The organism is Alcanivorax sp. NBRC 101098 (genome assembly GCF_001010505.1).
Lineage (GTDB): Bacteria > Pseudomonadota > Gammaproteobacteria > Pseudomonadales > Alcanivoracaceae > Alcanivorax > Alcanivorax borkumensis.
Window position 1 is genome coordinate 2,293,032 of sequence record NZ_AP014613.1, and the last position, 24,947, is coordinate 2,317,978.

The following is a 24,947-nucleotide window of genomic DNA, read 5'->3' on the forward strand; positions in this document are numbered from 1 at the left end:
GGCGCCATGCAGATCGGACCCTATAACCTGCCGAACTCCTTGATTCTAGCCCCCATGGCCGGCGTCACGGACCGCCCATTCCGGCGCTTGTGCAGAGACCTGGGGGCCGGCCTGCTGGTGTCGGAAATGGTGACCTCGGACACCCGTCTGTGGAACTCTCGAAAGTCTCGCCAACGGTTAGACCATAGCGGCGAACCAGGCCCCATCTCGGTACAGATCGCCGGCGGAGAGCCGGCAATGCTGGCAGAGGCGGCCCGCGCCAACGTGGAGCATGGCGCCCAGATTATTGACATCAATATGGGCTGCCCGGCGAAAAAAGTGTGCAAACGCGCCGCGGGGTCTGCCCTGCTAGCCGACCCGGACCTAGTCGCGCGCATCCTCGATGCAGTGACTCAGGCGGTAAATGTCCCCGTTACCCTGAAAATCCGTACCGGCCCTGATCGCGATCAGCGCAATGCCATCGACATTGCCCGCATCGCCGAAACTGCGGGCATTCAAGCCCTTGCCATTCACGGGCGCACCCGCGCCGACAAGTTCAACGGTGACGCCGAATACGCCACTATCAAACAGGTGGTGGATGCGGTGAACATTCCGATCATGGCCAATGGAGACGTGGATAGTCCGGAAAAAGCCAAACGGGTACTGGAATCCACCGGCGCCGATGGTATCATGATCGGCCGCGCTGCTCAGGGTAACCCGTGGATCTTCCGGGACACCCTGTATTACCTCGAGCACGGCTCGCTGCCCGCAGCGCCGTTAGTAACGGAAGTCCATGATTGCGTGCAACAGCACCTGTACGAACTGCATGATTTTTATGGTGAGTTCATGGGGGTACGTATCGCACGCAAGCACCTGGGCTGGTACACACAGAACCTGCCCAATGGGGAAGACTTCCGGCGCGGGTTTAACACACTGGAAAATGCCACCGATCAACGCGTGGCAATCGAGCAGTTTTTCCAACAGATAAGCGCCACTACCGACCGAGTTCGCTTCGGTCGTTATGGCGAGGTGTCTGCCCGGAAGAAAAACGGAGCCCTGGCCGCATGACCCTTTCTTCAGTTAACACAGCCGCTGCACGGACACTTACTGAAATGAACACCGCTGAAGCACGAAAGCAGCCGCATCTTACTATTGCGCGCAGCGAAACCCACGACACGCTGCGCAATTGTGTGCGACGTTCGCTAAACGATTATTTCAACCAGCTGGACGGCGAAGCCGTGAGCGAGCTCTACCCGATGGTGCTGGCTGAAATGGAAATTCCCCTGCTTGAGAAAGTGCTCGAGTACACCCGTGGTAACCAGACCAAAGCCGCTGAGCTACTGGGCCTGAACCGCGGCACTCTGCGCAAGAAACTCAAGCAGTACGGTCTATTGTAATACAGACCCGTAACACCAAGGGCAGTGACCACACTGCCCTTTTTTTGTTTCTAGCCCTCGTATTAATTAAGACTTCGCAACTTGGTGAAACCCCATGAGCAATGTTGAACGTGCACTGATCAGTGTTTCCGATAAAACCGGTATCGTCGAATTCGCCCAGGCCCTAGCTGACAAGGGCGTGGAACTGCTGTCCACAGGCGGGACCTTCAAGAAACTGCAGGAGGCCGGCATCGCCGTACGCGAAGTCTCCGACTACACCGGTTTCCCGGAAATGATGGCCGGCCGGGTAAAAACCCTGCACCCTAAAGTGCACGGCGGCATCCTTGGCCGTCGCGGCCAGGACGAACAGGTCATGGCCGACAACGACATCAGCCCCATTGATCTGGTGGTGGTCAACCTTTACCCCTTCGAGGCCACCGTGGCCAACCCGGATTGCTCTCTGGAAGACGCCATCGAGAACATCGACATTGGCGGTCCGACCATGGTTCGTTCTGCCGCCAAGAACAATGCCAGCGTTGGCATTGTGACTGATGCCGCCGACTACCAGCGCGTACTCGACGACATGGCCGCCAACAACGGCGCGCTGTCTGATGACTTGCGTTTTGACCTGGCCATCAAAGCGTTCGAGCACACCGCCGCCTATGACAGTGCCATTGCCAACTACTTTGGCAAGAAAGTCGAAGGACAGGATGGTATGAGCAATCTGGACTTCCCGCGTACCATTAACCTGAACTTCGAAAAAACCCAGAACATGCGTTATGGCGAGAACCCGCACCAGAAAGCGGCCTTCTACACCGAGCGCAACCCGGCCCCGGCATCCATCGCCACCGCGAAACAGCTGCAGGGCAAAGAACTAAGCTACAACAACATCGCTGATACCGACGCCGCACTGGAATGCGTAAAAGGCTTCACCAAGCCGGCCTGTGTAATCGTCAAGCACGCCAACCCCTGTGGGGTGGCGGTGAGCCTAGATGGCATTACCACAGCTTATGATCTGGCCTTCGCCACCGATACCGAATCCGCCTTCGGCGGCATCATCGCCTTCAACCGCAAGCTGGATGCCGCCACCGCCCAGGCCATCGTTGATCGCCAGTTTGTCGAAGTGATTATCGCCCCCAGCGCCACAGAAGAAGCCCTGGCCATCACCGCCGCCAAAAAGAATGTGCGAGTACTGGTGTGTGGTGAAATGGAGGGTGTAGCGGCTTCTGGCCTGGACTACAAACGCGTCAACGGCGGGCTACTGGTGCAAGATCGCGATCTCGGCATGATCACCGAAGGTGAATTGAAGGTGGTCACCAAGCGCGCGCCCACTGAAGCCGAAATGCACGACCTGATCTTCGCTTGGAAAGTGGCTAAGTTCGTCAAATCCAATGCCATTGTTTACGCCAAAGATCGTCAAACCGTAGGCGTGGGCGCCGGCCAGATGAGCCGGGTCAACTCTGCGCGCATTGCGGCTATCAAAGCAGAACATGCTGGCCTGCAAGTGGAAGGCTCCGTAATGGCCTCCGATGCTTTCTTCCCGTTCCGCGATGGCATCGACAACGCGGCTAAGGTAGGAATCAGCTGCGTAATCCAGCCCGGCGGCTCGATTCGCGATGAAGAAGTTATTGCCGCCGCCGACGAAGCCGGCATGGCCATGGTCTTCACCGGCATGCGCCATTTCAGGCATTAACGCTGGCCGCCAGACGTCCAACGCATGAAGCGACCCTCCGGTCCCGCGTTGGACCTCTGGCGTCAAGCTCGTCGCCGATCACGACACGCGATCAGGATTAACCATTCATAGCAAATGGATCACCCCATGAAGGTACTCATCATTGGCGGCGGTGGCCGCGAGCATGCCCTGGCATGGAAAGTGGCTCAAGCCGAGCAGGTAGAAACCGTCTTCGTTGCCCCCGGCAACGCGGGTACCGCCCGCGAAGCCAAGCTCGAAAATGTGGCCCTGGACGTACTGGATCAACCCGGGCTGCTGGCCTTTGCCAAAGACAATAGCATCGACCTGACCATTGTTGGCCCGGAAGCGCCACTGGTAGAGGGTTTGGTCGACACCTTCCAGGAAAATGGCCTGAAGTGCTTCGGTCCGAGCAAGGCTGCAGCACAACTGGAAGGCTCCAAAGCCTTCACCAAAGACTTTCTGGCCCGGCAGAACATTCCCACCGGCGCCTACGGCAACTTCACTGACATGGATGAAGCGCTGGCCTACGTGCGCGAACAGGGCGCTCCTATCGTGATCAAGGCCGATGGGCTGGCCGCAGGCAAAGGTGTGATCGTCGCCATGACTCTGCAGGAAGCGGAAGATGCCGTACGCGACATGCTTGACGGCAACAAATTTGGCGATGCCGGCCACCGTGTAGTGGTCGAAGAGTTTCTCGAAGGCGAAGAGGCCAGCTTCATCGTCATGGTCGATGGCAAAAACGTTCTGCCCATGGCTACCAGCCAGGATCACAAGCGAGCCGGCGACGGCGACACGGGCCCCAACACCGGCGGCATGGGCGCTTACTCCCCGGCGCCGGTGGTCACCGACGCGGTCTACAAACGCATCATGGACGAAGTCATCACCCCCACCGTAGAAGGCATGGCCGCCGAAGGCATGCCCTACACCGGCTTCCTCTACGCGGGCTTGATGATCAACCCAGACGGTGCCCCCAAAGTAATCGAATACAATTGCCGCTTCGGCGACCCGGAAACTCAGCCCATCATGATGCGCCTGCAGTCCGACCTGGCTGCGCTATGTCTGGCCGCGCTGGAAGGTAAGCTGGATCAGGCCGAGATTCAATGGGATCCACGTCCCACGCTAGGTGTGGTAATGGCCGCTGGCGGCTACCCGGATAGCTACGACAAGGGGGATGCCATCAAGGGGCTGGATCAGGCCGATTCTGATACTGTGAAGGTCTTCCACGCCGGGACCGCCGAACAAGACGGCCAGGTGGTTACCAGTGGCGGGCGGGTGCTCTGCATCACCGGTGTCGGCGACACCGTCGGTGAAGCCCAGGCCAATGCCTACGAGGGTGTGAAGCAGATCACATGGCGTAATGCCCAGTATCGTTCCGACATTGGCTACCGTGCAGTGGCCCGCGAAAAAGCATAAAGTACAGGCAACTAAGAATTAAAGGTGAGCCGGCTCCGGCTCACCCATCAACACACCTTCGGGGGTTGCCATGTCGAATCAAACGGCGGATATGTCACGTCTTGAGAATTTCATTCCTTTTGACTGCCTGAGCGAATCCCACCGCAATGAAATCCAGGGCCAAATCAGCGTCATCAAGATTGCCCCTGGCCGGCTCCTGTTCAAGCGCGGCCAAAGCAGCGACAAGGCCTACTTCCTGATTAAAGGTTCGCTGGATCTCACCGATGCCAGTTTTCAGGTACGCCATTTTACCGCCGACGACGATGAAAATTACCTGGCTATCGACAACTACGCCGAACACACCATCAATGCGATAACCGCCGAAGCCACCACTTTGTATGCCATCGACCGCACCAAGCTCGACCTGCTGATGACGTGGACCCAAGCCGCCGAGTCCATGCTGGACGATGAGGACGATGCAAATGAACGGGACTGGATGGACGCGCTGCTTTCATCGGAACTGTTCTCAGCCGTGCCACCGGCCATGATTCACAGCCTGTTCGTAAAATTCCAGGAACGCGAAGTTCAACTAGGTGAAGTCATTGTCAAAGAAGGCGACCACGGCGACACCCTGTTCGTGATCAAACAGGGCAAAGCCATGGTTACCCGCATCAAAGGTGCCAAGCAGGAAACTCTCGCCGCCCTCTCCGCCGGTCGCTTCTTCGGTGAGGATGCTTTGATCAGTGAAAGCCCTCGTAATGCCACCATTACCATGACCAGCGATGGCGTACTGATGTGCCTAGGGAAAAGTGACTTTCAAGCAATACTGCAAGATTCGGTGATTCGCCACCTCACCGAAGACGAACTGGACACCATGGTGCTTGAGGCAGAAGCAGCCTGCATCTTGGTGGATGTCCGCTTGCCCATGGAGTTTCGCCATGACCGAACTCCAGGCGCCCGCAACCTACCGCTCAATGAATTACGCCGCGAAGCTTTAAACTTAGAAAAGGATTTTTTCTACGTAGTATGCGGTGATGGTCGACGTAGCGAGCTCGGAGCCTATATCCTCTCCGAAGCAGGCTTAAGTGCCTATGTGCTTGACCGGGGAAAACCGACGGATGCAAAACAACAAACCAATGCAAAGGCTATTCAAGCCTGAATCGCTATTCTGGCTATTAGTCCTCGCGTTATGCGGCATAACCAATAGCGTTTTCGCAGATGCGCCTCCCCCTTTTGTGATTCACAGCGAACCGGATCAGGCTCGCATTACTATCTATTCCGAATATTACCGTGACGCCGACGGCAACAGCGATATCGACACCATCAGCCAACCGTCGACCAGCAATCTTTTCCAGCCCGCCACACGCTACATTGAACGGCTAGGGATTTGTGATGGCAAATGGTGGGTACGCGTAGCCTTGCAGAATGAGCTGAGCAACAGGCAAGACTACGCACTAATCCTCAAAGGCAACCCCGATGCCCGCGTGTTCCTTCCTGGCCCTAACGGCCATTACACCCAGGCCAGCGAAGATCAACGTATCCCCGGACGAAATGCCGGCTACCGACTACACCTACCTACCGGCGAACGGCAGCTGATCTACCTACAACTGCAGCCACAGGGATACCTCACCTATGGTCTAACCCTGAACAACATTAATGCCCACCTAAAACAACAGAGTGCTACCACCGCGGTGTACATGATTTTAACGGGCGCCTTACTCATTCTCGCTATCTACAATCTAATGTCCGGCATCATGCGTGGTGAACAAACTTATTTTTATCATTGCGTATTTATTCTCAGCGTACTCGCTATCAGCTTAGTGCTGGCGGGATTCCTTCCCCAGTCACTGACAGAGAACAGCACCGTTCAGCCTCACATTTTGTTCTCTATGATAATGATCGCCCTGTTTGCCTCCACTGGAGTGGCACGCTCCTTCTTCGACCTGTCCGAGATAGCCCCTCTTTTGCATCGCATCACCCTAATAGTGAAGTGGGGAGCACTAGTCGTAATCCCCCTAACACTGTTGCTACCGGTTGGGCTGGCCGCTGGCACCAGCTTTGTCCTCGCTAGTTTAGCCGTATTGTTGTTACTGATTCTCGGCTATATCAGTTGGCAGCGAGAATTAAATGATGGCGGGTTATTTTTCCTTACCTCCGTACTGGCCAGCGGCCCCGTCATGTTAGTGTGCCTGGCCTACTTGGGTGTTCTGCAAACCAGTGCGGAACTGCCGCAATGGTTACTGGCCAGCACCATTCTAGAAGCGGTGACGCTGGAGGTCGGTTTACGGCTCAGCCATCGCCATCAGGCGCTCCTTCATATCGAGCAAAAACGTTCACAAACCGTGGCGGAAACCGTGGATGCCACCCGCCGGGAAACCCTGTCACGGATCGGCCATGATGTCCGCACCCCTCTCAGCGGTATTCTCGGTATGTCGGAGATTCTGGCTGACACCCCGCTAACACCCAACCAGCGCGAATGTGTAAGCGCCATCCAGAATGCCGGCGACAATCTGCTGCGCATCATCAATGACGTGCTTGAGCATTCCCAACTTTCCACCAGTGGCAAAGACATCAACCATAGCGCACTGGATATTCACGATCTGATCATGGAAGCCATCGATTTATTCAAAGAGCGGGCCGAAGAAAAGCAGATCGAATTGATTACCCATGTTCATACTAACGTGCCCAGCCGAGTCATTGGGGATGCCGGGCGGCTTCGCCAGATCGTCATCAACTTAATGGGCGCCCTGATTCGTCACGGCTACCCCGGAGAGCTGGTTATCGACGTTTCCATGGAGCCCACCGGCCAGGCAGATCGGGTGCGCTTCGGCTTCACCGGCAGCGCCATGAACGAAGAAACACTGGAGCGACTGCGCGACAACCAAAGGCAGAACAAGAGCAGCCATCTGAGCCTGGCCATTGCCGAGCAGCTGATAGAAGTGCTAGGCGGGCGCATGGGCACTCTGCAAGATCATAGAGATGTACACTATTGGTTCGTAGTATCTCTGCCGGCGGAAAATACCTCGACCCCCAACGCCAACGTGGACACCTCCCTCCTCGCCGGACGCAGCCTTCTAGTGGTCGACGATTCCATTACCGTGACCCGGGTACTGCGTCACCATGCGCTGTCCTGGGGCATGCGTGTCACTGCCTGCCACGACCCCCGCGAAGCACTGGCTTCACTGCGAACCCAGGCCAATATCAATGAGCCGTACGATGTAGTGGTGCTCGACCATCACATGCCAGGCATCGACGGCATGCAGTTGGCTGCTCGTATCCATGAAGACCCGGTCATCATGCATCCCACCGTGCTAGTGATGTTAACCGGCATCAACAATGCCCCCACCGCCACCCAGGCCCGCAACGTGGGTATCCACCGGGTACTATCAAAGCCGGTTTCTGCCCCACGGCTGCGTCAGGCCCTGGCGGAAGAACTTGGACTTTGCCATCAGATCGCAACCGTGCAGCCCGAGCCTCAGCGCAAACTGGATCCAGGGCTGAAACTGCTGGTGGCGGAGGACCATTACCTTAGCCAGAAAGTGATTCGCGGCATGCTGGGTAAATTAGGCCTGAAAGCAGACATCGCCTCCAACGGCAAGGAAGCGCTAGAGCTGGCTAGCAAGACACGTTACGACCTCATTTTAATGGATTGCGAAATGCCGGAAATGGATGGCTTTGAAGCCACTCGCATGATTCGCGAGCACGAACAGAAACAAGACCTTCCGGCGGTACCGATTGTGGCGTTAACCGCACACATTCTGCGTGAGCACAAGGACCGCAGCCTAGCCGCCGGCATGAACGCCCACCTACCCAAGCCCGTGGAGCTAAACGTATTACGCAATACCCTCGTGCGTTTTACCCAATCCGCCCCTCCGGAGACAGCTCAGCAACCCTCCAACGCAGCACACACAACTGAGCAGACCAATGGATGAAATCCTAGGCTCAAAGCCATCAACCCCGAGTCACCCCCCGGCACTGACTGCTCGCCCCTGACACCATTGCCGCAGACGGCCCAGCGATTCCGCCATGGTTACCGACAACGGCACCGTGGCCGCCAGCTCCGCTTCCAGCAAGGCCTGATCCAGGGGCTGATTTGCCGCCCCTGCACTGTATAACCCGGCCACCACCGCTTGCTCGATCTCGGCACCAGTAAAACCATCGCTGCACTGAGCTAGACGGGACAAATCGAAGGCATTGGTCTGCTGCCCACGTTTGTTCAAGTGGATGCAGAAAATATCTTTGCGCACCTCACAGGAAGGCAAATCAACAAAGAAAATTTCGTCCAGTCGACCCTTGCGAATAAGCTCTGGAGGCAACCGTTCAATATCGTTAGCCGTCGCCACCATAAAGACTTTGCTGCGGTTTTCTGCCATCCACGTTAACAACGTGCCCAACACCCGGCGCGAAGTACCCCCATCGTTATCTCCTACCGCAATGCCCTTCTCGATTTCGTCTATCCACAACACACAAGGCGACATAGTTTCCGCCATCGCCAACGCCTCACGCACATTGCGCTCGGACTCACCGAAAAATTTGTTGTATATGGCGCCCATATCCAACCGCAACAATGGTAAGCCCCAAAGCCCCGCCACCGACTTGGCGGCCAAGCTTTTACCACCACCCTGCACACCTACCAGCATCACCCCACGGGGCGAGTCGATAGCTTGGCCCTGACCATCCTGAAAGGCGCCTTCGCGCTTGCCCAACCAATCTTTCAGGCCCTGCAGCCCACCCACATTGGCAAAGCTGTCGGTGTCGTATTCATAGCTAAGCACCCCGTCCATTTCCATTAGTGCAAACTTGGCCTTATTCACCTCCGGCAAGTCTTCCTCGGTGATAGCCCCATCATGGATAATAGCCCCACGGGCCAGTTTGCGAGCATCCTCCACGCTCAACCCACGTAAATTGCGCACCAAACGCTCCAATGAAGCTCTGTCGGCACGAACCCGCTCGCCGCGTTCCTTTTTGAAGCGGCGCGCTTCATCCTGAACAATATGCTCCAGCTGCTTTTCATCCGGCATAGACAAATTAAAACGCGTACAGTAGCGGCGTAACTCAGGCGGGATGGTGAATTCGTGGCTAACCAGCACCAAGGTGTGGTGTAAACGCTCATGATGAAGCGCGATTTCCTTGATTAAGCGTATAGGCTTTGGCTCCCCATCCAGATAGGGATGCAAATCACACAGCGCATAGATGCCCGGTTCGTTAGTAGCGCGAATCTGTCCCAGCATGGCATCGGGCTCAATGGTGTGTTTTTGGCTGGGGCTCTGTTCCAACTCCAGCCTGCGTAAGCCATCCACCGCATTCCAGGCAAACACTGGTCGGCCCTCAAGCATGCCCAAGCGACGAATCAAATCCAGCGCCCGCAGCTCTTCCCAGGTTTCAATCACCACAATGGGATAGCGGGACTCCAACAGCATCTTCAGGTCATTCAGGTCACTCATGCATTATTGCTTGCACGCTTCACGCAATACGCTGGCACACAGGCCCTTGTTATGTTGTCTAGTCGGTAGGGTGCTTCAATTCAGCCATTCTTAGGCTACACTAGGAGCCACTCACTTTTCACGCTGCAAGCCTTTGGCTTGCTTGCCTGCCAGCGATAATTTGCCATGACTGAACGCCGACTGTCTCCTCTGGACAAGCTACTCGCCCGCGCTGATAACGCCCTGCGAACCCTGACCCCTGGCACCACCCAGGCAGAGCGAACGCCCGCCCATGCCGCTCCAGCGCCGGACGCCCCGGAAGCCGGCACCCTGCCCAGCGACCAGCGCCGACACGTGCTGGGGCTAATGCGTATTAACCATACCGGAGAAGTCTGCGCCCAGGCGCTCTATCAAGGCCAAGCCAGTACCGCCAGCCTGCCGCATATTCGCCACGCCATGGAAGAATCCGCACGGGAAGAGGAAGACCATCTAGCCTGGTGCGAAGAGCGCATTCAGGAGCTCGGCGGCGTGCCCAGCAAGCTTAATCCGCTGTTCTATGCCATGAGCTATGCAGTGGGTGCCACCGCTGGCCTGATCGGCGACCGCTGGAGCCTAGGCTTTGTCACCGAAACAGAGAATCAAGTAGTCAAACATCTGGAATCCCACCTGTACCAGGTGCCAGAAAGCGACCTGCGCACCCGCGCCATTCTTGAGCAAATGAAAACCGACGAACTCAAGCACGCGGTCACCGCTAAGGACGCCGGCGGCGCCGACCTCCCCTCACCGGTACGCCACGCCATGACGCTAATGAGTAAGGTGATGACATTCACCACCTACAGGATCTAATCAACGCTCTAACCACTCTGTAGCCGGCGTCCAGCAACAAAAAAAGCCGCACCCTGTACGGGCGCGGCTTTTTTATTCTGCGTGTTACGTGGAAGCTTGCTGCAGGCTTATCCCAAGTTACGGCTGTAGAAAATCTCCAGCATCTCAGTCTTCATCCGCTCTTCAATCTGGTCTAACTCGGTTTGTGCGAATTCATCCCTACCGGCGCCAAACAAGTAGTTATCAATATCGAAGTCTTTCAGCAACATCTTGGTGTGGAAGATATTTTCCTGATACACATTCACGTCGATCATCTGATAAGCGTTCTGGGTATCTTCAGTCAGGAAGTTCTGGATCGAATTAATATCGTGATCAATGTAGTGCTTGGTGCCATCCAGATCACGAGTCATTCCACGCACCCGGTAATCCACCGTGACAATATCGGAATCGAAACTGTGGATTAGGTAGTTCAACGCACGCAGCGGGGAGATTACCCCACAGGTCGACACGTCCACATCGACCCGAAAAGTGGAGATGCCATTATCCGGGTGCGACTCAGGATAGGTATGTACCGTCACATGGCTCTTATCCAGATGAGCAACGACCGTCTCTGGCAACGGCCCTGGCCCTTCTTCGTCCCAGTCGGTCCCAACAGGTGGAGTTTCATGCTCAGCAATCAGCATGGTCACACTGGCACCCTGAGGCTCATAATCCTGGCGAGCCACATTCAAAATATTGGCGCCAATGATATTGGTTACGTTGGTGAGAATCTCGGTGAGACGCTCCGCGTTATACAGCTCGTCAATATATTCGATATATTCCTGACGGTGCTGTTCTGTCTTTGCGTAAGCGATATCAAAAATATTAAAACTCAAGGATTTGGTCAGGTTATTGAAACCGTGAACCGTAATCTTGGGATTGGGATCTTTCACCACAGCCTTACCCCATGGGCGTTTCATCGCCACGTTAAGACAAACACACCACCGCAACCCTAGCGGCTACCTTGTTTGCAACATCCCAAAGGATGTCACCACAATCACCGGCCTGGCCGGCATATTGCCATTACCGAAACGCCTGCAGGCCGCCTCAGCCTTCAATGGTATAACTATGGGTGATCTCAACACCACCGCGAGTCAGCATAATGCTGGCAGAACAATATTTTTCTGCCGACAGCTCGACCGCCCTTTTCACATGGGCTTCCTTCAAGCTGTTACCGCTGACAATAAAATGCAGGTGGATCTTGCTAAACACCGCCGGGACCTCGTCAGCACGCTCTGCGGTTAATTCACACCGGCAGTCGGTCACGTCCTGACGGGACTTCTTAAGAATATGAATCACATCAAAGGAGGAGCAACCACCCACCCCCAACAACAAGGTTTCCATGGGGCGCGGCCCGCGGTTCTGACCACCATGATCCGGCGGACCATCCATCAGCACCTTATGGCCGCTTTCTGTCTCCGCCTCATAGCAAGCTTCACCCTGCCATTTAACCACTGCTTTCATGGCGCTCTCCTAGTATGTCACCCCATCCCGAACACAAACCGAAAGCCTGAGTGCGCCCGCCTTTGAAGGGGGCGCAGAGTACCATAGCGCGGGCCTCACGCCACCCTTTTCAGAGCAGACTATTGGGAATATTTTCTCTATTTTTACCCCCCCTAGGAAATTGGCGTATATAGAGAAAAAACGTTGTTTAATAATAACTTGGTTCCCATTAACCATGTGAAAACCACGATAAAGAACCTGTCCTCTTGGCATAACTCATAAAAACAGGCAGTATCCATAGGCTTATAACTAAGACATTTTTCTGGTTTCAAAGACTGAGCTCCCATGATGAACGGCAACAAAATCATCCCAAATCTGGACCACTTTTTGGCCCAGTGCCACCGCCGCAAGTACCCGGCGAAGAGCACCATCATCTATGCTGGTGATGAATCGGATGCGCTGTATTACATCCTCAAAGGCTCTGTGACGGTAATGATCGAGGACGACGATGGTCGCGAGATGATCATGGCATACCTTAATGAAGGGGATTTCTTCGGTGAAATGGGTCTATTTGAAAACGACCCCTCCCGCTCTGCTTGGGTAAAAGCCAAGACAGAATGTGAAGTTGCCGAAGTTAGTTACCCAAAATTTCGGCAGTTGGCACGTGAAGACGCAGATATCCTGTTCACCGTATCCGCCCAAATTGCGGGCCGCCTACGCGCCACCACTCGCAAAGTGGGCGATCTGGCATTTCTGGATGTCACCGGCCGTGTCGCGGGCACCCTGCTAGACCTATGTAAACAACCCGATGCAATGACACACCCAGACGGCATGCAGATCAAAATCACTCGCCAGGAAATCGGTCGCATCGTCGGTTGCTCCCGGGAAATGGTAGGCCGGGTACTCAAAAACCTAGAAGAACAGGGCTTGGTCTCCGTAAAAGGCAAAACCATGGTGGTGTACGGTACTAGGTAAGCTACACGTTCAAACGCGAATGGATGTTCTGCCAATTCACCGCAAAGAGGCCGCGCCCAACCATTAGCGCGGCCTCTTTCGTTTTCATCTCTTGCCTGTTCAACACGGGCTGAACGTACCTGCGCAGGCAGATAATTTTACCCGAGGGCACAGAAAGCCTGAAAACGTGGACGCTAAAAACAATACCTCAAGCTAACCACCGCCTACCGGCTTGCACTGCCCAACAACACTCAATTGAAACGACGAGGCCTATAAATCAGAAGAACAGTTTCTTGAGTTCAGCCCCCGGGTCATCGGCACGCATAAAGGCTTCGCCGACCAGGAAACTATGGATGCCGTTGTTACGCATCAGCTTCACGTCTGCACTGGAGTGGATTCCACTTTCAGTCACCACCATACGGTCACCCGGCACCTGTTGAGCCAGAGTCAACGTAGTATTCAGGCTGGTCTCGAAGGTATGCAGATTACGGTTGTTGATGCCGATGAGCTCTGCGTTCAACGCTATCGCCCGCTGCAATTCCTCTTCCGTGTGCACTTCCACTAACACGTCGCATCCGGCCTGTTGAGCAGCATGATATAACTCATCCATCTGCGCATCGGACAGCGCTGCCGCAATCAACAACACCGCATCTGCCCCCATGGCTCGGGACTCAAAAATCTGCCACGGATCAATCATGAAATCCTTGCGCAACACCGGCAGGTTTACCGCGTTACGAGCTGCACGTAAGTAATGTTCATCGCCCTGGAAAAAATCCTTGTCAGTAAGTACCGACAGACAAGCCGCACCGTTAGCTTCGTAGCTGCGGGCAATGGATACCGGATCAAAATCATTTCGGATCACGCCCTTGCTGGGAGAGGCCTTTTTGATCTCCGCAATCACCGCTGGCTGATGCTCCTTCACCCGGCCGAATAGGCTGGAAATAAACCCTCGTGCCTTGCGCTGGTTGTCTGCCATGGACTGTAGATCACCCAGCGTATAATGGTTCTTGCCAATGGCAATCTCCTCCTGCTTGCGGGCGATAATCTTATCGAGAATGGTGCCTGTGCTCATAACCTCGCTCCTTAATGGGATTCGTCGCCAACCTTGAGGGCCGTGCTGAACTGGGCCAGCTCGCGCATGCGTTCTGCCGCTTCTCCATTGTGGATCAGGTCTTCCGCCATGCTGACCCCTTCCTTGTGAGTGCGAGTAATACCACTGACATAAATGGCCGCCCCCGCGTTCAGGGCAATCATGTCTGCAGCCTTGCAAGCGGCTTCTGTGGTGCGCTTGCCAAACGCATCTTTGATCAGCGCCAAAGACGCTTTTGAGTCAGTTACATCAAGGCCGACCAGGGAATCGGATCCCAGCCCAAGATCTTCCGGTGTCAGGTCGTACTCTTTCACCTCACCATCCCTGAACTCCGCCACATGAGTACGTGCCGCCAGGCTGATCTCATCCAGGCCGTCTTTACTGTGCACCACCATGATGTGCTCGCCACCCAGGCGCCCCATGACTTCCGCCAGCGGACGACACAGCTTTTCCGAGAATACACCCATCACCAACCGCTGAACCCCGGCCGGGTTGGTCATCGGACCGAGAATATTAAACAGGGTGCGCATACCCAGCTCCTTGCGCGGCCCCACGGCATACTTCATAGCCTTGTGATGGTTCGGCGCAAACATGAAGCCGACACCAACATTATCCACACATTGGCCAATCTGTGCCGGGCTTAGGTCCAGCGCAATACCCGCCGTTTCCAACAGATCAGCGGAACCACTTTGCGAGCTCACCGAACGGCCCCCGTGCTTGGCCACATGGGCACCGGCGGCCGCGGCCACAAAACTACTGGCGGTGGACACATTGAACAAATTGGCGCCATCGCCGCCGGTACCGACGATGTCCACCAGATACTGACGGTTCTCCACCGTCACCCCGGTAACCAGCTCGCGCATAACCATAACGGCGCCAGTGATTTCATCCAGAGATTCGCTTTTCATCCGCAGGCCGACCATCAGTGCACCAATCTGTGCATCGGTGGCGCCACCGGTCATCACCTGGCCCATCACATCGCGCATTTCCTCGATGCTCAAATCAATATTATCGACCACTTTGGCCAGCGCTTGCGGAATATTCATGCCCCTTCCCCCTGCTCATCCAGCTTTAAAAAATTCTCAAGCAGGGCATGACCGTGCTCACTCAAAATAGACTCAGGGTGATATTGCACCCCTTCAATCGGCAGCGTCTTGTGACGCATACCCATGATTTCATCGACGCTGCCATCGTCTTTCAGAGTCCAGGCCGTCATTTCCAAACAATCCGGAAGGCTGTCTTTTTCCACCACCAGAGAATGGTAGCGAGTTGCCGTATAGGGCGATGGCAAATCACGGAACACGCCCTCACCATTGTGGTAAATCGGCGAGGTTTTACCATGCATCACTTGGCGGGCCCGAATGACCTGGCCCCCAAACGCTTGCCCAATCGCCTGATGCCCCAAACACACACCAAGAATCGGCAGCTTGCCAGCAAAGTGCTTAATCGCTGCGAGGGAGATACCCGCTTCATTGGGGGTACAAGGGCCAGGGGAAATCATCAACCGATCAGGGTTCAGCTGTTCAATCTCTTCCAGGCTAATCTGGTCGTTGCGGTGCACCAGCACCTCAGCACCCAGCTCCTGTAGGTACTGCACCAGGTTGTAGGTAAAACTGTCGTAATTATCGATCATCAGCACGCGCATTATTACTGTCCTCCGTCTGCCAGGTTGAGACCACCCAATGCCATGTTTACCGCTCGGAATACTGCCCGGGCTTTATTCATGGTCTCGTCCCATTCAGACTGCGGCACGGAGTCGGCCACAATCCCTGCCCCAGCCTGCACGTACAGGCGTTGATCCTTGATCACTGCAGTACGGATAGCGATAGCCGTGTCCATATCGCCGTTAAAACCGATATACCCCACTGCACCCCCGTAGACGCCGCGCTTGGTGGGCTCCAGTTCGTCAATGATTTCCATAGCGCGGATCTTCGGCGCACCGCTCAGGGTGCCCGCCGGGAAGGTGGCACGCAGCACATCCAGCGGCCCCAAATCTTCGCGTAGCTCGCCGTCCACATTGGACACAATATGCATCACGTGGGAATAACGCTCCACGACCATCTGGTCGGAAACCTCCACCTTGCCCGCCTTAGAGACACGGCCAATATCGTTGCGCCCCAAATCAATCAGCATCAGGTGCTCGGCAATTTCCTTCGGGTCCGCCAGCAAGTCTTTTTCCAGCGCCAAATCTTCCGCTTCATTGGCACCGCGTTTGCGCGTGCCCGCCAGTGGCCGCACCGTGGTTCGCCCCTGCTCAGCGCGAGCCAGAATTTCCGGCGAAGAGCCGGCGATATGAAAATCGTCCAGATCCAGATAGAACATGTAAGGCGACGGATTCAGGTAACGCAGGGCACGATACAAATCCAGCGCCGGCGCCTGAAACGGACAACTCATGCGCTGGGACGGCACCACCTGCATCACGTCCCCCGCCAGGATGTACTCGCGGATGGTTTCCACACCCGCCTTGAAAGCGTCTTGCGGAAATTCATGGTGGAAATCGTTTTCGTCCACTGGCTCGCCGTAAACGGTATGTGCCGGCTCCGACAAGGGAGCGCGCAGCTGGCTTTCCAACGCCTCTAGCCGCTGCTCGGCGCGCATCAGTACCCCGTCTTCTTTCGGGTCCACATGCACCACCAGGAACAGCGCCCCGCGCAGGTTATCGAAGACCACCACCTCCTCGGACCGCATCAGCAGGATATCCGGAACCCCCAGCACATCCTCGCCAGGTGCCGGCCCCAAGCGTGGCTCGAAATACCGCACGCTGTCGTAACCGAAATACCCCACCAGGCCGCCATTAAAACGGGGCAAGCCCTCCAAGTCTGGGCTACGATAGGCTTTTCGATACTCTTCCACCCAGCTAATAGGGTCAGCCGCTTCGTAATGCTGACGCCCCTCTGGGCCATCGACCTGCACCTGCTGGCCAGTAATCCGCACCACCTCTGTGGCCGGCAGGCCAATAATGGAATACCGGCCCCACCGTTCGCCCCCCTGCACCGATTCAAACAGGTAGGTGTAGGGGCCAGACGCCAGCTTACGATAGGCCGACAGCGGCGTATCCAAATCCGCCAATACTTCGCGAACCACGGGCACCCGGGTATAGCCCTGCTGGGCAAAACGATCCAGTTCTTGTGGTGACATAATTGTCCTTAGCATTTCGCTACGGCCCAGCACTTAGGTGGACCGCGATCTAGAGCAATAATTGTAGAGGAAAAATAATCAAAAGACGTGTCAGTACAGACACAGGGAGAGCATCACCATCGCCAGCGAGCAGGTGTGAGGAGGAAAAGCGGATTGTCGCTCAGGGCACAGTCCAAGGGACGTCCTTTCTCAATCATTAGTATTGATGTGGATTCTAGCTAATGAGGACGCCAGAGGCTAGACGCTGAAAACTCGGAAGAAACTGCTAAACTGGCGCGTCAATATGTGCGATGTGCGTACTTCAGCGACCGGCCTTAGGCGTCAGCCCCGGAGTTCCATGAGAATCCTCGCCCTTTACACCGCCAGCCAGTCCCGTGGCCCGGTGGAAAATCAGCCTGCGGTACAGCTGCGTGCGGGTTGTGGCATCGTTGGCGACCGCCACTATCGACGCAATGCCAAACCAGAAGAACAAATCACCCTGATCGAATCAGAGGCCATCGACAGCTTCAACCGCGAATATCAGCAACAGGTTGTTCCATCAACCCTGCGGCGTAACGTATTGACCAAAGGGGTTGACCTCAATGCATTGGAAGGGCGTGAATTTCAGCTCGGCAACATCCGCTTGCGCGGCATTGAGCTTTGCGAACCCTGCTCTGTAGTCGGTCAGCTGCTAGCAGGCGATCTAACGCCTAAACAAGTGATCAACGCCCTACTGGGCCGTGGCGGCCTGCGCTGTGAAATTCTATCCAGCGGCGTGGTTCGCGTTGGCGATAATATTGAAATACCGGATTAACGACATGGAAAAAACCTGCCCGATCAACCAGACCCGCCAATGGCTCGAAGAGGTGGTCATCGGCTTGAACCTGTGCCCTTTTGCGCGCAAGCCCTTCACCGCCGGGCAGGTACGCTTTGCCGTTAGCGATAGCCGTAATGTGGAAACCTTGCTGGGGGATCTGCACGAAGAACTGGACCACATGGATCGCGTATCTGCAGAAGAAGTGGACACCACGCTGTTGATCATTACCGACCAGTTAGACGATTTTCTCGACTACAATGACGTATTAGATCTAGCCGATGGCCTGCTAGAACAGCAAGGCTGGGAAGGCACCTATCAAATCGCCAGCTTTCACCCCGCTTACCAATTCGCCGATACCACTGCCGACGACCCGGAGAACTACACCAACCGGGCACCCTACCCGATTCTACACATCCTACGCGAAGCCAGTTTGGACAAAGGGCTCGCCAGCTACCCGAATCCGGAACAGATTCCCGAACGGAACATGGCAACACTCAATGGCCTTAACGAGGCTCAGTGGCAGGCCCTGTTTGGCGGCCTGCCGGGGGCACACCGGTGAACCTGGATCTGTCTGATGTGTTATTAATCACCGCGCTGGTCATGATCGGCGCATTGTTCTGGCGTTCCCACGGCATCCGTGAGCGGGCGTTGGTCGCGACCCGACGCTTTTGTGAGCGACAAAAACTGGAATTTCTTGACGAAAGCGTTGGCCTGGAAAAGCTCACCCTGAGCAAAGATAACCACGGCAAAAGACGCATCACCCGCATCTATCGGTTCGAATTTACCGTCACCGGCGAGGAACGTTACGAAGGCCGCACCGTAGTGCAGGGTGGCGTCACTCAGCGGGTCGAGTTACCTCCCCACCGCTACACCCCTCCGCCGGAAGAGCTTCATTAAATCGGCTAACGTAGATGGGGCTGATGGCAAAGCATGGCCTCCACACTGATCTGAGAACGTGGGCTCGGCCATTGATGTTGGCAGTGTTCACTTAACCCGCTGTTTTTCCAGCTTGCGGGCCAAAGTGCGACGGTGCATACCAAGGCGGCGGGCGGTTTCTGAGATATTAAACCCCGTTTGCGCCAGCGTTTCGTGGATGCGCTCCCACTCCAGAGTCTTGAGATTAGTGGCACGTGCGGTAAGGGACACCTCGGCATTACCCTCCGCCCGGCTGAAGGCCTCTTCAATATCATCCGTATTGGAGGGCTTCGCTAGGTAATGGCAGGCTCCCAGCTTCACCGCTTCCACTGCCGTAGCAATACTGGCATAGCCTGTAAGCACCACAATCAGCATGTCTTCAGCATGCTCGTGCAACGCCTGCACGCAGGCCAATCCAGACGAGTCACCCTTAAGCTTCAGGTCGACTACGGCAAAACCAGGCTCATGGCTTTTTAGCAAAGCCTGCATCGACTCCAAGCTATCCGCATGAATAACTCGATATCCTCGCCTCTCGAACGAACGGGTCAAGGTGCGAGCAAAGGCGTCATCATCTTCTACAATCAATAGCAGTTTTTCGTCCTGCAACGTATCAGTCACCGTTGGTTTCTCCTCTTTCCTGTTTCAGGGCGACCACGGAAAGTGGCAAAGACAACGTTACTAATGCGCCGCCCTGCACCAAATTACTCGCTTTCAGATTCCCCCCTAACGTGCGCAGTACATTCATCACTAAAAACAGCCCAAGGCCACTGCCCGGTCGCCCCTTGCTGGACTGATAGGGGCGACCAAGATTGTCGAGCATTGCCTGTGCGAAGCCCGGCCCCCGGTCTGCCACCGACACCAGCAGGGTTTTACCTTCACGGTACACACTCAGCCGCACCCAATGTGGCGAGGCTTCCAGTGCGTTATCCAATACATTATGAATGCTCTGCCGGAGGGCTGAGTCGGACACGATACTCAGGTCTTCCCCAAACTCATTGCTATAAGAAAAATCTTTCACCGGGCGCGTTTCGCGCCACTCGTCCACCAAATCATCCAGAAACGCGCGTACCGTAGTTCCTTCTGAAGATTCCCCCCGTGCCTCCCCCGCCGATAACAAGATACCGCTAACAATAGATTTGCAGCGAAGTACCTGTGTCTGCATCTCAGTAATTTCCTGGGCCAAATCACCATTGGATTTGAACGGCTCCATGTGCCTCCAGTCACCCAGAATCACGGACAGGGTCGCCAGCGGCGTTCCCAGCTCGTGGGCCGCGCCGGAAGCCAACAACCCCATACGCACAATGTGCTCTTCTTCTGCTGCTCGCTGGCGCAACTGTGCCAGATGCTCGTCACGCTGACGTCGATTACGGGTAATACGGTTAATGAAAACCACTAGCAGCACACCATTGAGCACAAAACAGATAAACATGCCTTCGATATAAAGACTGAATAGCCCTTCGGAATGATCCAACGGCATAGGCAATGGGTGGCCATACCAGGCCAGCCAGCCGAAGCACAATGTGGTGGTCACCAGAATCACCCAGGTAGACCACACCTCCAGCAACACCGCACCCAGAATCACTTGCAGTAAATACAGAAACACAAACGGGTTCGAAGCACCGCCGCTCAACGCCAACAGCATGGTCAGCGTGGCCACATCAATCAGCAGGGAAAGGAATAACTCGGTATTGCCAATGGTCTTTGGCAGCCTCATTCGCAACAAACTGACCGCATTGAGCAACAGCAGACCAAACAGCACCATCAGCATTTGCGCCACGGGTAGCTCAATATCAAAGCCGTAATTAACCACCAAAATAGTGGCGAACTGGCCAAACATGGCAATCCAGCGCAGCTGTATCAGTAACTGCAGGTTCTTGCGGCCGGTCAGGTCGTCGCTACTGCGGCGCAGTGCAGAAAATAACGATCCCGATGGAGCAGTCTTAGAGGGTGAGGACGATGACATGATTTCCATAGCCCCAGTTTAGCGCGTTCGGGGTGAATCCCGTAGCACCAGCCAAGCCGCCAGCACCATGCCGAAGGCAAGGGCAAACCAAGTGATGGCGTAGACTAGATGATTATTACGGAAATGAATGACGGTAAGCCCCCCCACGGGTAGCTCACTGTCATCGGCTTGCGCATCGATAAAATAGGGAGCCACCGGAGACAAACCATTCCGCTCGGCCATGGCCTTCACATCCCGTGAGTACCAGCGATTCTCGTCAGGCACATTATCTCGCAATACGCCCCCGCCCGGATGGCTAAGGCGCAACAGCCCGGTGACAGTGACCAGCTCAGCCGGCGTATATTCACCCGATTGTACAGCCTGGCGTTGCTGCTGGGGTACAAACCCCTGGTTCACATACACCCAGCTACCATCGGCACGCTGTAACGGTGCCATCAGCCAGTAGCCTTGCCCCGCTTCGGTGGCTGCCGACACCAACGCAACAGCCTGGGGCTGATATCGGCCACGGACACTAACATGAAGATATTCATGGGTGTCCTCACTGACAGTGGGCCAGTCATGTTGCGACGGAGCGAGCATCGCTTCGGCGTGCACCCGAGTGTCCACGCGAGCGATCAAATCTTCCTTCCAGGCCAGCCGCTTCACCTGCCAAACACCCAACGCCACAAACCCAACGAAGGCCACCGCGGTTAACAGCAGAAACAGGAAAGAATGAATACGCCGGCGAGCCATGGTCATGCCTCTTCAAACGTGGAGGGGAGAAAAAGACGGAGACCGGCAACGCCGATCTCCGCCCTACGCATGAGTGCGTGTGAGGTGTTGCGACCGGGGCGTGCATGCCCCCTTGCTTGCTCAGCGTGGTCGGAAGTGCCTATTGCGCCCTCGGGTCAGCATGCCTGAGCATGCAAGGGGGAATGCAGAGACGCCCCCTCCATCATGCCGGGCATCATGTTTACATTCAGGTTATGCATTACCCACAGTGAACCGGCCAAGGTAATAAATACCAGAATCAACGTAAACATCAGCGCCAGCATGTTCCAGCCCCCTTCCGAATGGAAGTTCATGTGCAGGAAGAACACCATATGCACCACAATCTGCACTAACGCAAAACCCAAAATCACCATCACCGTGGTGGCAGAGCTTTCAAATACGCCGCCCATCACCAACCAGAACGGAATCACCGTAAGAATTACCGCCAGCACAAACCCGGTGGCATATTCCTTCAAGGAAACGTGGGGAATGTCCGCGTCGTTATGATCATGATCGTGTGTATGCTCGCTCATGGCAGCACTCCCATCAGATAAACGTAAGTGAACACGCCAACCCAAACCACGTCCAGGAAGTGCCAGAACATGGACAGGCAGAACACCCGGCGCTTGTTTTCCTGAATCAGGCCGTGTTTTTTCAGCTGGAACAACAGCGTCACCAACCACACGATGCCGAAGAACACATGCAAACCGTGAGTGCCCACCAACGCAAAGAAGGCCGTCCAGAAACCACTGGTTTGCGGGCCGGCACCCACGTGGATCAGATGATGGAACTCATACAATTCCAAGCTTAAAAAGCCCAAGCCCAGCAGGCCGGTAACGGCCAACCAGAACATGGTGCCCTTCACCCTGTTTGCCTGCATCTGCAGCATGGCGAAGCCATAGGTGATAGACGATACCAATAACAATGAGGTATTGACGGCAATCAGGCTCAGGTCAAACAGCTCCATGCCTGTGGGCCCACCCGCATAGCTGCGGCTGAGCACCCCGTAGGTCGCAAACAGACAAGCGAAGATCAGACAGTCGCTCATCAGGTAGATCCAGAAACCCAGCAAGGTTCCGTTCTGGGGGTGATGATCCCCCTTTACCAGAAACTCCAGCTGGCCATCGTGCGTGCTGTTCGCGTTAGCCTTCATGGTGTTATCAGACATTGGCAAGCACCCGTGTACGTTCTGCTTCAATCCGCTCTACTTCTTCCGCCGGAATGTAGTACTCCCGGTCGTAATTGAAGGTGTGATAGATCACTGTGCCGATCAGCGCCACAAAAGATACGCCAGCCAGCAGCCACATGTGCCAAATCATGGCAAAGCCGATGGCAACACTGATACCCGAGAGCACAATGCCCGCCCAGGTGCCCTTGGGCATATGAATTGCAATAAAGCCGGACTCAGGACGCTGGAAGCCATGCTGTTTCATTTGCCACCAAGCGTCTAACTGATGCACTCGCGGAGTGAACGCAAAGTTGTAGGGAGGGGGAGGTGACGAGGTGGACCACTCTAGGGTGCGGCCATCCCATGGATCTCCGGTTTCGTCCTTGAGTGACTCGCGGCGCATAAAGCTCACCACCAGCTGAATGATGAAAGACGCGATCCCCACGGCGATCAACACCGCACCAAAGGCGGCTATCTGAAACCAGATCTGCAAGGACATATCTTCAAAGTGGCTGACACGACGGGTTACACCCATCAAACCGAGTACGTACAACGGCATAAAGGCGAAGTAGAAACCAATCAGCCAGAACCAGAAGGACATCTTGCCCCAGAATTCATCCAGCTTGTAACCGGTGGCTTTGGGGAACCAATAAGTGATACCCGCGAACAGGCCGAACAGCACCCCGCCAATAATCACGTTATGGAAGTGGGCAATCAGAAACAGGCTGTTATGCAGCACGAAATCCACCGGCGGCACCGCCAGCAGCACCCCAGTCATGCCACCAATAACAAAGGTCACCATAAAGCCCAAGGTCCATAGCATGGGCACGTCGAACCTGATCCGGCCACGGAACATGGTGAACAACCAGTTGAATATCTTCGCACCGGTCGGTATCGAGATAATCATCGTGGTAATACCGAAGAACGAATTCACACTGGCCCCCGACCCCATGGTGAAGAAATGGTGCAGCCACACCAAGTACGACAGCACGGTAATTACCACGGTCGCATAAACCATAGAGGTGTAACCGAACAGCGGCTTGCGGCTATAGGTAGACACGATCTCCGAGAAAATACCGAACACCGGCAAAATCAGGATGTACACCTCGGGGTGCCCCCAGATCCAGATCAAATTCACATACATCATGGCGTTGCCACCAAGATCATTGGTGAAGAAAGCCGTGTCCAGGTAGCGATCCATCGACAGCATGGCCAGCACTGCAGTGAGTACCGGGAACGCCGCCACAATCAAGATATTGGTGCACAGGGAGGTCCAGGTGAACACCGGCATCTTCATCAGGCTCATGCCCGGGGCCCGCATCTTGACGATGGTCACCAACAGGTTAACCCCGGATAACAGCGTCCCCACCCCGGCAATCTGCAACGCCCAGATGTAGTAGTCCACCCCCACCCCAGGGCTCTGCAAAATGCCCGATAACGGCGGATAGGCCAGCCAACCCGTCTTAGCAAACTCACCCACAAACAGAGACACCATCAGCAGTACAGCACCACCGGTAGTCATCCAAAAACTGAAATTATTCAGAAACGGGAAAGCCACATCGCGGGTGCCGATTTGCAACGGAATCAGATAATTCATGATCCCGGTCACCAGTGGCATGGCCACGAAAAAAATCATGATCACGCCATGGGCGGTGAAGATCTGATCGTAGTGGTGAGGCGGCAGATAGCCGGTGGCATCACCAAAGGCCATCGCTTGATGAAGGCGCATCATGATCGCATCAGCGAAGCCGCGCAGCAGCATTACCAAGCCAAGGACGATGTACATGATGCCGATTTTCTTGTGGTCGATGGTAGTGAACCATTCATTCCACAGGTAGCCCCACAGCTTATAGCGCGTCAGCGCCGCCAGCACCGCGACTCCCCCCAGCGCCACCATGGCAAAGGTGCTGAGGATGATCGGATCATGGAAGGGGATTGCCTCCCAGGTAAGGCGACCAAAGATCAGTTTGATCAGATCCAGGTTCTCAAACATGGGCGGCACC

24 protein-coding genes are annotated in these 24,947 nt (G+C 55.4%); 11 read left to right on the forward strand and 13 right to left on the reverse strand.

Going from position 1 to position 24,947, the window contains the following annotated elements:
- The first annotated feature begins 6 nt into the window (after nt 1–6).
- The 6 genes from dusB to AS19_RS10400 all read left to right on the forward strand — a co-directional run bounded on the left by dusB (nt 7) and on the right by AS19_RS10400 (nt 8,372).
- Nucleotides 7–1,047: a tRNA dihydrouridine synthase DusB gene (dusB, locus tag AS19_RS10375; RefSeq protein WP_011589292.1), complete on the forward strand. Its 1,041-nt coding sequence runs from the start codon at nt 7–9 to the stop codon at nt 1,045–1,047.
- 44 nt (nt 1,048–1,091) lie between these two features.
- The gene (gene fis, locus AS19_RS10380) at nt 1,092–1,376 is read left to right on the forward strand and encodes a DNA-binding transcriptional regulator Fis (RefSeq protein ID WP_007148571.1); all 285 of its coding nucleotides are present in this window, start codon (nt 1,092–1,094) and stop codon (nt 1,374–1,376) included.
- Between the two features lie 94 nt (nt 1,377–1,470).
- A complete protein-coding gene (purH, locus tag AS19_RS10385) occupies nt 1,471–3,048 on the forward strand; it encodes a bifunctional phosphoribosylaminoimidazolecarboxamide formyltransferase/IMP cyclohydrolase (RefSeq protein ID WP_035459133.1) in 1,578 nt (525 codons plus the stop codon).
- Between the two features lie 126 nt (nt 3,049–3,174).
- Nucleotides 3,175–4,461: a phosphoribosylamine--glycine ligase gene (gene purD, locus AS19_RS10390; protein ID WP_173425774.1), complete on the forward strand. Its 1,287-nt coding sequence runs from the start codon at nt 3,175–3,177 to the stop codon at nt 4,459–4,461.
- Between the two features lie 70 nt (nt 4,462–4,531).
- On the forward strand, nt 4,532–5,599 hold the full coding sequence (locus AS19_RS10395; RefSeq protein ID WP_046962055.1) for a cyclic nucleotide-binding domain-containing protein: 1,068 nt from the start codon (nt 4,532–4,534) through the stop codon (nt 5,597–5,599).
- Nucleotides 5,559–8,372 (forward strand): hybrid sensor histidine kinase/response regulator, encoded by a 2,814-nt coding sequence (locus tag AS19_RS10400; RefSeq protein WP_011589297.1) that lies wholly within the window; start codon nt 5,559–5,561, stop codon nt 8,370–8,372. Before AS19_RS10395 ends, AS19_RS10400 begins: the two co-directional genes overlap by 41 nt.
- 30 nt (nt 8,373–8,402) lie before the next feature.
- On the opposite strand, the gene AS19_RS10405 is transcribed toward AS19_RS10400, so the two are convergent.
- Nucleotides 8,403–9,884: an AAA family ATPase gene (locus tag AS19_RS10405; protein ID WP_011589298.1), complete on the reverse strand. Its 1,482-nt coding sequence runs from the start codon at nt 9,882–9,884 to the stop codon at nt 8,403–8,405.
- Nucleotides 9,885–10,049: 165 nt separating this feature from the next.
- Here AS19_RS10405 and coq7 point away from each other — a divergent pair, with 165 nt between their 5' ends.
- On the forward strand, nt 10,050–10,709 hold the full coding sequence (coq7, locus tag AS19_RS10410; protein WP_011589299.1) for a 2-polyprenyl-3-methyl-6-methoxy-1,4-benzoquinone monooxygenase: 660 nt from the start codon (nt 10,050–10,052) through the stop codon (nt 10,707–10,709).
- A gap of 107 nt (nt 10,710–10,816) precedes the next feature.
- On the opposite strand, the gene speD is transcribed toward coq7, so the two are convergent.
- Nucleotides 10,817–11,647: an adenosylmethionine decarboxylase gene (gene speD / locus AS19_RS10415; RefSeq protein ID WP_011589300.1), complete on the reverse strand. Its 831-nt coding sequence runs from the start codon at nt 11,645–11,647 to the stop codon at nt 10,817–10,819.
- A 127-nt stretch (nt 11,648–11,774) separates the two neighbouring features.
- Nucleotides 11,775–12,191: an OsmC family protein gene (locus tag AS19_RS10420; RefSeq protein WP_011589301.1), complete on the reverse strand. Its 417-nt coding sequence runs from the start codon at nt 12,189–12,191 to the stop codon at nt 11,775–11,777.
- Between the two features lie 324 nt (nt 12,192–12,515).
- Between AS19_RS10420 and crp the strand changes: the two genes are divergently transcribed.
- Nucleotides 12,516–13,145: a cAMP-activated global transcriptional regulator CRP gene (gene crp / locus AS19_RS10425; protein WP_011589302.1), complete on the forward strand. Its 630-nt coding sequence runs from the start codon at nt 12,516–12,518 to the stop codon at nt 13,143–13,145.
- A 256-nt stretch (nt 13,146–13,401) separates the two neighbouring features.
- Here the strand turns inward: crp and trpC are convergent, their stop codons facing one another.
- The 4 genes from trpC to trpE are packed head-to-tail and all read right to left on the reverse strand — an operon-like array spanning nt 13,402 to nt 17,352.
- The gene (gene trpC / locus AS19_RS10430; RefSeq protein WP_011589303.1) at nt 13,402–14,196 is read right to left on the reverse strand and encodes an indole-3-glycerol phosphate synthase TrpC; all 795 of its coding nucleotides are present in this window, start codon (nt 14,194–14,196) and stop codon (nt 13,402–13,404) included.
- Nucleotides 14,197–14,207: 11 nt separating this feature from the next.
- The gene (trpD, locus tag AS19_RS10435; protein ID WP_011589304.1) at nt 14,208–15,260 is read right to left on the reverse strand and encodes an anthranilate phosphoribosyltransferase; all 1,053 of its coding nucleotides are present in this window, start codon (nt 15,258–15,260) and stop codon (nt 14,208–14,210) included.
- Entirely contained in the window at nt 15,257–15,859 is a 603-nt protein-coding gene (locus AS19_RS10440) for an aminodeoxychorismate/anthranilate synthase component II (RefSeq protein ID WP_035459151.1), read from the reverse strand. Before AS19_RS10440 ends, trpD begins: the two co-directional genes overlap by 4 nt.
- A gap of 2 nt (nt 15,860–15,861) precedes the next feature.
- Nucleotides 15,862–17,352: an anthranilate synthase component I gene (gene trpE / locus AS19_RS10445; protein ID WP_011589306.1), complete on the reverse strand. Its 1,491-nt coding sequence runs from the start codon at nt 17,350–17,352 to the stop codon at nt 15,862–15,864.
- Nucleotides 17,353–17,689: 337 nt separating this feature from the next.
- Between trpE and AS19_RS10450 the strand changes: the two genes are divergently transcribed.
- From AS19_RS10450 to AS19_RS10460, 3 genes are read left to right on the forward strand one after another with little or no spacing between them, the layout of a single operon-like run.
- Nucleotides 17,690–18,145 carry an MOSC domain-containing protein gene (locus tag AS19_RS10450; protein ID WP_011589307.1) on the forward strand — a complete coding sequence of 152 codons (456 nt, stop codon included), beginning with the start codon at nt 17,690–17,692 and terminating at the stop codon, nt 18,143–18,145.
- Nucleotides 18,146–18,149: 4 nt separating this feature from the next.
- Complete coding sequence (locus tag AS19_RS10455; RefSeq protein ID WP_035459155.1) at nt 18,150–18,707, forward strand: DUF1415 domain-containing protein; 558 nt, start codon at nt 18,150–18,152, stop codon at nt 18,705–18,707.
- On the forward strand, nt 18,665–19,045 hold the full coding sequence (locus tag AS19_RS10460) for a DUF3301 domain-containing protein (protein WP_231860783.1): 381 nt from the start codon (nt 18,665–18,667) through the stop codon (nt 19,043–19,045). Before AS19_RS10455 ends, AS19_RS10460 begins: the two co-directional genes overlap by 43 nt.
- A gap of 87 nt (nt 19,046–19,132) precedes the next feature.
- Here AS19_RS10460 and AS19_RS10465 read toward each other — a convergent pair whose 3' ends face one another.
- The 6 genes from AS19_RS10465 to cyoB all read right to left on the reverse strand — a co-directional run bounded on the left by AS19_RS10465 (nt 19,133) and on the right by cyoB (nt 24,937).
- Nucleotides 19,133–19,681, reverse strand: a complete 549-nt coding sequence (locus AS19_RS10465) for a response regulator transcription factor (RefSeq protein WP_011589310.1) — start codon at nt 19,679–19,681, stop codon at nt 19,133–19,135.
- Nucleotides 19,674–21,026: an ATP-binding protein gene (locus AS19_RS10470; RefSeq protein WP_231860791.1), complete on the reverse strand. Its 1,353-nt coding sequence runs from the start codon at nt 21,024–21,026 to the stop codon at nt 19,674–19,676. Before AS19_RS10470 ends, AS19_RS10465 begins: the two co-directional genes overlap by 8 nt.
- Before the next feature lie 18 nt (nt 21,027–21,044).
- Entirely contained in the window at nt 21,045–21,758 is a 714-nt protein-coding gene (locus AS19_RS10475) for an SURF1 family protein (RefSeq protein WP_231860798.1), read from the reverse strand.
- Nucleotides 21,759–21,913: 155 nt separating this feature from the next.
- A complete protein-coding gene (gene cyoD, locus AS19_RS10480; RefSeq protein ID WP_011589313.1) occupies nt 21,914–22,309 on the reverse strand; it encodes a cytochrome o ubiquinol oxidase subunit IV in 396 nt (131 codons plus the stop codon).
- Nucleotides 22,306–22,944, reverse strand: coding sequence for a cytochrome o ubiquinol oxidase subunit III (cyoC, locus tag AS19_RS10485; protein ID WP_046962058.1), 639 nt, complete (start codon nt 22,942–22,944; stop codon nt 22,306–22,308). Before cyoC ends, cyoD begins: the two co-directional genes overlap by 4 nt.
- Nucleotides 22,937–24,937, reverse strand: a complete 2,001-nt coding sequence (gene cyoB, locus AS19_RS10490; protein ID WP_046962059.1) for a cytochrome o ubiquinol oxidase subunit I — start codon at nt 24,935–24,937, stop codon at nt 22,937–22,939. Before cyoB ends, cyoC begins: the two co-directional genes overlap by 8 nt.
- Nucleotides 24,938–24,947: the final 10 nt, after the last annotated feature.

What these genes read in the sequence shown, in the direction of transcription:
- cyoB (WP_046962059.1), bottom strand. Translation starts at nt 24,937, where the DNA reads ATGTTTGAGAACCTGGATCTGATCAAACTGATCTTTGGTCGCCTTACC.
- AS19_RS10455 (WP_035459155.1), top strand. Translation starts at nt 18,150, where the DNA reads ATGGAAAAAACCTGCCCGATCAACCAGACCCGCCAATGGCTCGAAGAG.
- AS19_RS10420 (WP_011589301.1), bottom strand. Translation starts at nt 12,191, where the DNA reads ATGAAAGCAGTGGTTAAATGGCAGGGTGAAGCTTGCTATGAGGCGGAG.
- speD (WP_011589300.1), bottom strand. Translation starts at nt 11,647, where the DNA reads ATGAAACGCCCATGGGGTAAGGCTGTGGTGAAAGATCCCAATCCCAAG.
- AS19_RS10470 (WP_231860791.1), bottom strand. Translation starts at nt 21,026, where the DNA reads ATGTCATCGTCCTCACCCTCTAAGACTGCTCCATCGGGATCGTTATTT.
- AS19_RS10405 (WP_011589298.1), bottom strand. Translation starts at nt 9,884, where the DNA reads ATGAGTGACCTGAATGACCTGAAGATGCTGTTGGAGTCCCGCTATCCC.
- cyoC (WP_046962058.1), bottom strand. Translation starts at nt 22,944, where the DNA reads ATGTCTGATAACACCATGAAGGCTAACGCGAACAGCACGCACGATGGC.
- AS19_RS10475 (WP_231860798.1), bottom strand. Translation starts at nt 21,758, where the DNA reads ATGGCTCGCCGGCGTATTCATTCTTTCCTGTTTCTGCTGTTAACCGCG.
- purH (WP_035459133.1), top strand. Translation starts at nt 1,471, where the DNA reads ATGAGCAATGTTGAACGTGCACTGATCAGTGTTTCCGATAAAACCGGT.
- trpC (WP_011589303.1), bottom strand. Translation starts at nt 14,196, where the DNA reads ATGAGCACAGGCACCATTCTCGATAAGATTATCGCCCGCAAGCAGGAG.
- purD (WP_173425774.1), top strand. Translation starts at nt 3,175, where the DNA reads ATGAAGGTACTCATCATTGGCGGCGGTGGCCGCGAGCATGCCCTGGCA.
- crp (WP_011589302.1), top strand. Translation starts at nt 12,516, where the DNA reads ATGATGAACGGCAACAAAATCATCCCAAATCTGGACCACTTTTTGGCC.
- trpE (WP_011589306.1), bottom strand. Translation starts at nt 17,352, where the DNA reads ATGTCACCACAAGAACTGGATCGTTTTGCCCAGCAGGGCTATACCCGG.
- AS19_RS10400 (WP_011589297.1), top strand. Translation starts at nt 5,559, where the DNA reads ATGCAAAACAACAAACCAATGCAAAGGCTATTCAAGCCTGAATCGCTA.
- coq7 (WP_011589299.1), top strand. Translation starts at nt 10,050, where the DNA reads ATGACTGAACGCCGACTGTCTCCTCTGGACAAGCTACTCGCCCGCGCT.
- AS19_RS10395 (WP_046962055.1), top strand. Translation starts at nt 4,532, where the DNA reads ATGTCGAATCAAACGGCGGATATGTCACGTCTTGAGAATTTCATTCCT.
- AS19_RS10450 (WP_011589307.1), top strand. Translation starts at nt 17,690, where the DNA reads ATGAGAATCCTCGCCCTTTACACCGCCAGCCAGTCCCGTGGCCCGGTG.
- fis (WP_007148571.1), top strand. Translation starts at nt 1,092, where the DNA reads ATGAACACCGCTGAAGCACGAAAGCAGCCGCATCTTACTATTGCGCGC.
- dusB (WP_011589292.1), top strand. Translation starts at nt 7, where the DNA reads ATGCAGATCGGACCCTATAACCTGCCGAACTCCTTGATTCTAGCCCCC.
- cyoD (WP_011589313.1), bottom strand. Translation starts at nt 22,309, where the DNA reads ATGAGCGAGCATACACACGATCATGATCATAACGACGCGGACATTCCC.
- trpD (WP_011589304.1), bottom strand. Translation starts at nt 15,260, where the DNA reads ATGAATATTCCGCAAGCGCTGGCCAAAGTGGTCGATAATATTGATTTG.
- AS19_RS10440 (WP_035459151.1), bottom strand. Translation starts at nt 15,859, where the DNA reads ATGCGCGTGCTGATGATCGATAATTACGACAGTTTTACCTACAACCTG.